Origin of the sequence: Roseibium sediminicola (assembly GCF_023156505.1) — a bacterium.
Taxonomy (GTDB): domain Bacteria; phylum Pseudomonadota; class Alphaproteobacteria; order Rhizobiales; family Stappiaceae; genus Roseibium; species Roseibium sediminicola.
The window spans coordinates 372,041-378,776 of record NZ_JALNMJ010000003.1 but is presented as its reverse complement, the minus strand read 5'-3'; the positions used below and the strand labels follow the sequence as shown (position 1 = coordinate 378,776).

At 51.0% G+C, this 6,736-nt stretch carries 4 protein-coding genes; 2 read left to right on the top strand and 2 right to left on the bottom strand.

Features of this window, described 5'->3' with window-relative positions:
- The first annotated feature begins 1,687 nt into the window (after positions 1-1,687).
- A complete protein-coding gene (locus M0H32_RS07200) occupies positions 1,688-2,902 on the top strand; it encodes a restriction endonuclease (protein ID WP_248152637.1) in 1,215 nt (404 codons plus the stop codon).
- A gap of 141 nt (positions 2,903-3,043) precedes the next feature.
- Positions 3,044-3,454, top strand: coding sequence for a GIY-YIG nuclease family protein (locus tag M0H32_RS07195; protein WP_248152633.1), 411 nt, complete (start codon positions 3,044-3,046; stop codon positions 3,452-3,454).
- 29 nt (positions 3,455-3,483) lie between these two features.
- On the opposite strand, the gene M0H32_RS07190 is transcribed toward M0H32_RS07195, so the two are convergent.
- The gene (locus tag M0H32_RS07190; protein ID WP_248152632.1) at positions 3,484-5,232 is read right to left on the bottom strand and encodes an ATP-binding protein; all 1,749 of its coding nucleotides are present in this window, start codon (positions 5,230-5,232) and stop codon (positions 3,484-3,486) included.
- 9 nt (positions 5,233-5,241) lie between these two features.
- The gene (locus tag M0H32_RS29625) at positions 5,242-6,267 is read right to left on the bottom strand and encodes an SIR2 family protein (RefSeq protein WP_248152626.1); all 1,026 of its coding nucleotides are present in this window, start codon (positions 6,265-6,267) and stop codon (positions 5,242-5,244) included.
- Between the last annotated feature and the right edge of the window lie 469 nt (positions 6,268-6,736).

The window sequence follows — 6,736 nt, the reverse complement described above, 5'->3', positions numbered from 1 at the left end:
AATCACCGCTGGCCCGACACTGCTGCGTTAAATGGAGACTACGCAGCATCGGGCCAGCTCCTCACAAACAAGGGGTCAGTTTTGGAAGCCGATAAGGGGTCAACATTCAATGCCGATTGACACTTTACCGAGAGGTGTTCAAAGATGGGCAGAAACAGCTCACGACAAGCACGATCAACAATCTATTCTTGCGGGAGTGTCTGCAGCTCGACATCACCGATGAGGAATACACAGGTGCGGACAACCAGCGCACAGGCCAGCTGCTCAGTCGGCTCGGCTTTGAAAAAGCTCGTTCCCATGGTGATCGGCGAAGCTGGATCATTTCAGCGGACGCTGTGAGAAGGGCAGCAAAGAACCAGAGCGTTGGCCTACCTGCAGCAGATGACGATCTGGAACCTGACGAGGACTCGTGGCCGGACGTTGCGGGACCTAAGTGTATCAGCCTCGTGGTTGAGGCGTCTTCACCTGCCAGCGGTAAGCCAGCAGCTCCGTGGGAGTGATCACCTGCTAAGTGTTTCCCCGGATCATCTGATCCGGGGACCTACACGCAGCGCCCATACCAAACTCGATCAGATCGCATATTTGCCAGGCCATCGAATGTCCGATTTGACCTTACCGTAGCATCGATAGTCATCCGCAAAACGACCAGTCTGCACCTCTCGGCATCTCCAGGTCAGTCGGCCATATTGGTCATAAAACTGGTCCCAATCGGTCTCCCCATATCGGTATGGAGATGAGTATCCCCCTCCTCCACAGCCCCCACTTGAACACGCTGCCACTGCAGCACCAACAAGTGCAGCCGCGGCCAGGCCTGCTACAATCTGAGCATCTCGAGTTTCGACCTTTGAGCGACAGTGCGTAGTGTAGATTCCTCGCCTGGTAAGTTCAGTGGCTATGTCTCTCTTGAACGCTTGATCCGGCGTATTCAGATAGCTTCGGCACAACTCGACCTCTCCGGCTGCGGAGGGATTGCTGTAAAAAGACTCCTTGGTCGTATTGCATCCGGACAACAGCAGCAGCGCACCAAGAACTCGGGCAGATTTTTTCATTTGGCTTCCGACTAACAATCTAAAGTCATTATCACCGTTAGACCTGATACGAGGGTCTCAACGATATGAATGGCGACGTGTTAGTCAGTGGCAGTGGTAAGGCTTGCTGCCGGCGTGGCAACACTTGCCTTTGGGGCTGTCTTTTCGACATCCTCCGCCATGCGCATAAGCGTTCGAGGTGATCGCCAAAATGACGCCCAAGCCCACGATGAGTTTACATATGTTTTTCATTGTTCACTCCCCCTGGTAGGAAGCGTAACGTACAACCACGCTTAAAGCCAGGGATTGCAACACTCTATTTATTCAATCATCTCAGCATGTCACGAGGACAAACTCTATCCGGCAACTTGTCGGTCATGCGAATGAACTGATCCAACAGCCGGAATATGCTCGTTTCAATAAGCGTCGATGGGATTTCGAGGGCCAGAAGGGTAAAGAATGAGGCCAACCACGACATTGGATCAACGGATATGGTCTAGGATTCGAATAAACGGCCGCTGAGGTCTATAGATAGGAACTCGGAAGAATTACCACCGGAGCCACAAAGCTACTCCTAGAGCTATCTATATGAATCTAAATAGATATTTTCTTTTGAGAACGTGCAATCCTGTGCGTTTAGATGCTGGACTAACGAACGAATGGTCAAAATCATACCTTTTCAGGAACTCTCCTGCTCTGACCTCGTCATTGATGCTGTTTACGAAGGCGGCACAGCGGGGAACGCTTCTGACGATCCTATCTCTAAGCTTCTGCCTGGTACGGGTAATCAAGGTGGATTTAGGGCTGCGGGCAAAAGAGGGAAAGAGCGGTTCGTAGTGTTGTATACGAGTGGCCTTGATGCCGATTGGCCGGACATTATCGATCCGAGTACAGGCAAGTTCTCGTACTATGGGGACAACAAAACCCCAGGGCATGAGTTGCACGAAACCCAGCGCGGCGGGAACCGGCTACTGAAACAAGTTTTTTCCGACCTTCATGCAACGGTGACCGAGCGCCAAAATATCCCGCCTTTCTTCGTGTTCCAGAAATACCCAACGAAACAGAGTAGCCGGTCAGTTCAGTTCAAAGGGCTTGCTGCTCCTGGTTATCCTGGTCTCACGGCAAATTCTGATCTGATTGCCATTTGGCGAACAACAAACGGGCAGCGGTTTCAAAACTACCAAGCCATATTCACGATCCTCGACTGTTCTACAATCTCAAGGGCATGGATTGATGACCTCGTAGCCGCTATTCCGGGGACAACAGCAGGGTCAGTTCCATCTGTATGGAGCCAATGGGCGTGTGAAGGAAAAACCAAGCCACTCCTGTCACCAAGCACCTCGAACATTCGATCAGTGACGGATCAAACTCCCAGCGACAAGAACGGTAGAGCGATCCTCACCACGGTTTTTGACCACTTCGAAAAGTCGCCTAGGCTATTTGAATTTTTCGCAGCTCGTATCTTCCAGATGCATGACCAACGCGTTTTGATCGACCAGATTACTCAACAGTCAAGCGACGGCGGTAGGGATGCAATCGGTAGGTATCAGTTGGGGCTTTTCGATGACCCAGTCTATGCAGAGTTTGCTCTTGAGGCGAAATGTTACCGTCCTGCTATTGGAGGTCACACGCCTACGACCGTGGGGGTGAAAGAGGTTGCTCGCCTCATTTCAAGGATACGCCATCGCGAGTTCGGGGTTCTCGTCACGACTTCGGTGATTGGAAAACAGGCTTACGAGGAAGTCCGCTCTGACCAACACCCAATAATCTTCTTCAGTGGCAAAGACGTCGTCGATACCCTCGTTAAGCAAGGATTTGGCGACCCTAGCTCGGTTCTTGAGTTCCTCAAAAGAGAATTTCCATTCAATCCGTGAGTTAAATAAGCGTCTGTTCTGCTCACGAAAGGTCGTAGACCGTTGATCCACTCACAGTTTTTGGGGGGGTAATGCTATATATATATCCTATAGGATCATCCCCCCGAACTCCTGCACTGCGCCACTGAATAGACGCCCCGAATGTTCGAGATCAGCTCCAAATTCACCTGGCCCCATCAAGGCAAGATCCAGTTTGATGACCGAGGGCGGCCCTGTTTTCCAAGGGTGCAGACTAAGGCTCCCGGCGTCTACCTCTTGCGTCTGGATGGTCAGGTTTATGTCGGGGAAACAGCTGAGGCGAATGGCTTAAACGGGAGGTGGAACAACTACCGACGATACCGAGACGACAAGCCACCTACCTACACGAACAACCGGATCAATCGATTGCTGGTGGTTGCTGCTCAGGCCGGGAGTGCAAGTGTCAGTTGGATAACCTCTGATGATCCTGAAATCGTGATCGAAGGCGTTGGTTATGATCTCAGTGACAAAGGTCAGAGGAAGGCAATTGAAGGCTTCTTGAGAGTGGTCGAGGGAGCGGGCTTGAACCTTTGATATTGTCCCTAGCGAGCACTCGATTTCGGTCAATTCATGCTTTGACGCCGCCACGCTCGTATGGAATTTGTCGTGTCAGATTTGGGTTCTGTCTCGTTCCAGCGCTCCCAAAAGGCAACGGTTTGGCTGTCTGGTTTCATGTTTGGCTCTGCGATTCGGATGCGTGTTGGCAGCAGACTGGCGTCACCAACAACCAACGCCTCGCCTATGTCCAGAACGGGCAACAAATCACCAAAGCTACCTAGGCTGTCCGGCAAGAGCCGCTTGATAACACTCTGGTCGTCACCGTTAGTCAGACGCATCGCTACCACGTTATTGCATTGACTAAGTACGGTTCGGTTTACCTCTGATGGTCGTTGGCTAATCACTACAAGGCCAATTCCGTACTTTCGACCCTCTTTGGCAATTCGTTCAAAGATCTCGACGGCAACGGAATCCGAACTGTCAGCCTGCAAACGTTCCGGAATATAAAGGTGTGCCTCGTCACACATGATTGCGATTGGATGGCGGTTTTCAGATTTCGTCCAGATGCTTGTTGAGAAAACGATCTGGGCCAGCAAGCTCACCATCAGTGGCAATACGTCTGAAGGTACCTCCGAAAAATCGATGATCTTTATGCCACCTTTCTTGTCATTTTGTGATCCACGTCCGGCCACCAAGCTATGGACCATTAGATCCAACCATGACATGTCCATACATTCACTTGGGGGCTGAAACAGAAAGGCTAAACGACGGTCATTTCGCTTGGCTTCGAGACGGCTAATCAACCTACTCAGTTTGCCATGATACGGGCCCTGCTTCTCTGATCCAGACCTGGCACCTGGTACCATTTCTTCATCCAGATCCTTCAACCCCTTAAGAACAGTGTCGATATCAAAGGGCACTGGGCTATCAATCGTAAAATTTTCCAGGATTTCCCTGTGCGCAACAGCGTCAAGAGAGCTCTTTTTTGCGTCAACGATGGCGCGGGTCATAATCATTGACTGGTTTGGAGCATTCTGGTCGCTGCGATCTACAAACATCGACACCAATGCTTCGTAGCCTAGCAACCAATATGGCAGGTGAAGCACGCCATCGCTCAAACCACGGCTGTTTTCAATGTCAGTAGGTCCAGCGATCCGAAGATGCCTAAAAGCCTCACTTTTCAGCGGGCGGTATTCGCCATGAATATCGAACAACACAACGTTGGCTTGGGACAGTTCAGCAATCTGGTCAAGCAAGCGGGCTGTCGTCCACGATTTTCCTGAGCCAGTGCTACCAACTATGACGGCGTGACGCTGAAAAAGTTTATTCCCATTAAGATAAGCAATTGCTTCATCATCTAACGTGAAATTTCCCAACGACAACTTTGGCCCGTCAGTATCGACATCAGAGATCACTTGCATGAATTTTGTGAGTCGATCCCCTTCCAACGAAAAGCAATTCGCGTCGATTTCGGGAACAGTCTCAAGAGTCCGGCGAAACACATTTTGATCGCTCCCGACTCGGTTCAAAAGCGTGCCGATAAGTGTGATCTTCACAAGATTGTTTTCGTTCGGAACAAGTTCGTCGTCGCCAAGCTCAGTTTCGTTCAACTCTTGCGCATCAGGCTTGCGGGTGATCTTCACGACAATGCCGATCAGATGTTGTCCAGGCCTACTGCTTTGAAGAACCACTAACCGGTTGACCTGGAGACGCTTCAAACGATCAAGATCATCGACACGGATTGTAGCTGCTGCAGTGTCCACGGAAATAACGCTTCCAAGTGCTTCTTTGTCTGAGAAATCAAAAATGGGCATAAGGACCGCCTATAGGACTAAATTGTTGAAGCCGTCGAGGGACCAAAGATCTGGCATGTTCACCTCGCTTCCCTTTGGCGAAGTTGGCGAGAAAACCCGGCTCCCAGTTCCGGATCGTTCGATGCCCAAATAGTTCGTACCCGCCTTTTCTTTCAGAAAGCTTTTTGCCTCATCTGTCAGCGTGCGTGCCAGAACCACGGTGGGCACATTCCTCTCCCGGCATCGCTCGATAATCTTCGGATGGATGTGCTGGTCTCGAAATCCGAAGCCTACACAGAGGAAAGCGGAGGCATTTTTTAGTGCGGCGTCCGCCCCGTTGATGGTTGTTCTAAAGGGATCCTCATAAGTTTTCTCGTATTTGTTTAGACCTGGGGTAACGATGAGCGGAGTGTAGTGCTCAGCTGAAGGCAGTTCGAACACGGGGAGCCCAATGGTCCTCTCATCCGCAGTACGAAACCAGTCGAGCGAACCATGAATTTTCCAGATTTTTGCGACGCGGGACGGCTTGGTGCCGTGTGTAAACTTGACGCGCCCCGTGCTTTCCCATTTTTGAATGTAACCCGGTGCGAAGCCTGTCTGAAACAGCACGTTCTTGGAATTACAAGCAAACTCAGCAACGCGGTCATAGTTGGTAGTAACGACGTGAATCTCGTTTTGGGTGCTGCTGAACATACTCGCCAGCAACTCCCCCAACGCGAAATTCTCATTGTCGGTGCCTGCGGCTTCCAATAGCAGCATGTCTTTGTCGTTCACACAACGCCAGGTCAAACCTACGATTTTCGACAGAAGTGAGTTGGGCAGATTCTTACCCTCCAAAGCCGCTTCAAGGTGGTCGCCGTTGGAGAGAGCGTTCTCGACCGTCAACCAGGCGTCTTTTTCGGCTTTGCCTTCTACGTTGATGTTTTTGCAAAGGTATGTGCTCAAATCGCCCATGCTTGGGAGTCCATGAGGCATCGAAGCCCCGCTACCAAGGACGATGGTAGGACAGCCTTGAAAACAGGCTTGAGCAACCTTCGAGATATCTTCTTCTGTCACGCAATTTCCGCCATACTTCAACCCGCTGCGAACACATAAACAATTATAAGTTGTATCTCATTCAGGCGATGTTGAAAAGAGGTGCCAAGCCGCACCGTGGGGAGTTTTTGCAGCATCAAAGTTTTGACTTTGGATTGGACAACCTCCAGCAACAGAAAATATGGATGGGCCATGCTCAGTATCCCCATACCCCCGGGGTGGCAGCATCCCCCGCCCTTCCGAACTGCAGTCCTTTCCCCGTCTGTACAAAACTCCTGAATTCAAGTGTGTGGCTGCTGTGTATATACCGGAGCCCCTGGCACACTCCTGGCACACTGTGGGCACAGCTAGTACGATAAATTCGGGTCTTGCAGTAGCGAAAGGAAGATCGTAGACTGCCATAAGCAGCTGAATTCATTCAGTCTTCTATGATAGCCGAAGGCGGTGCAGCCTGGTAGCGCACTTCACTGGGGGTGAAGGGGTCGTCGGT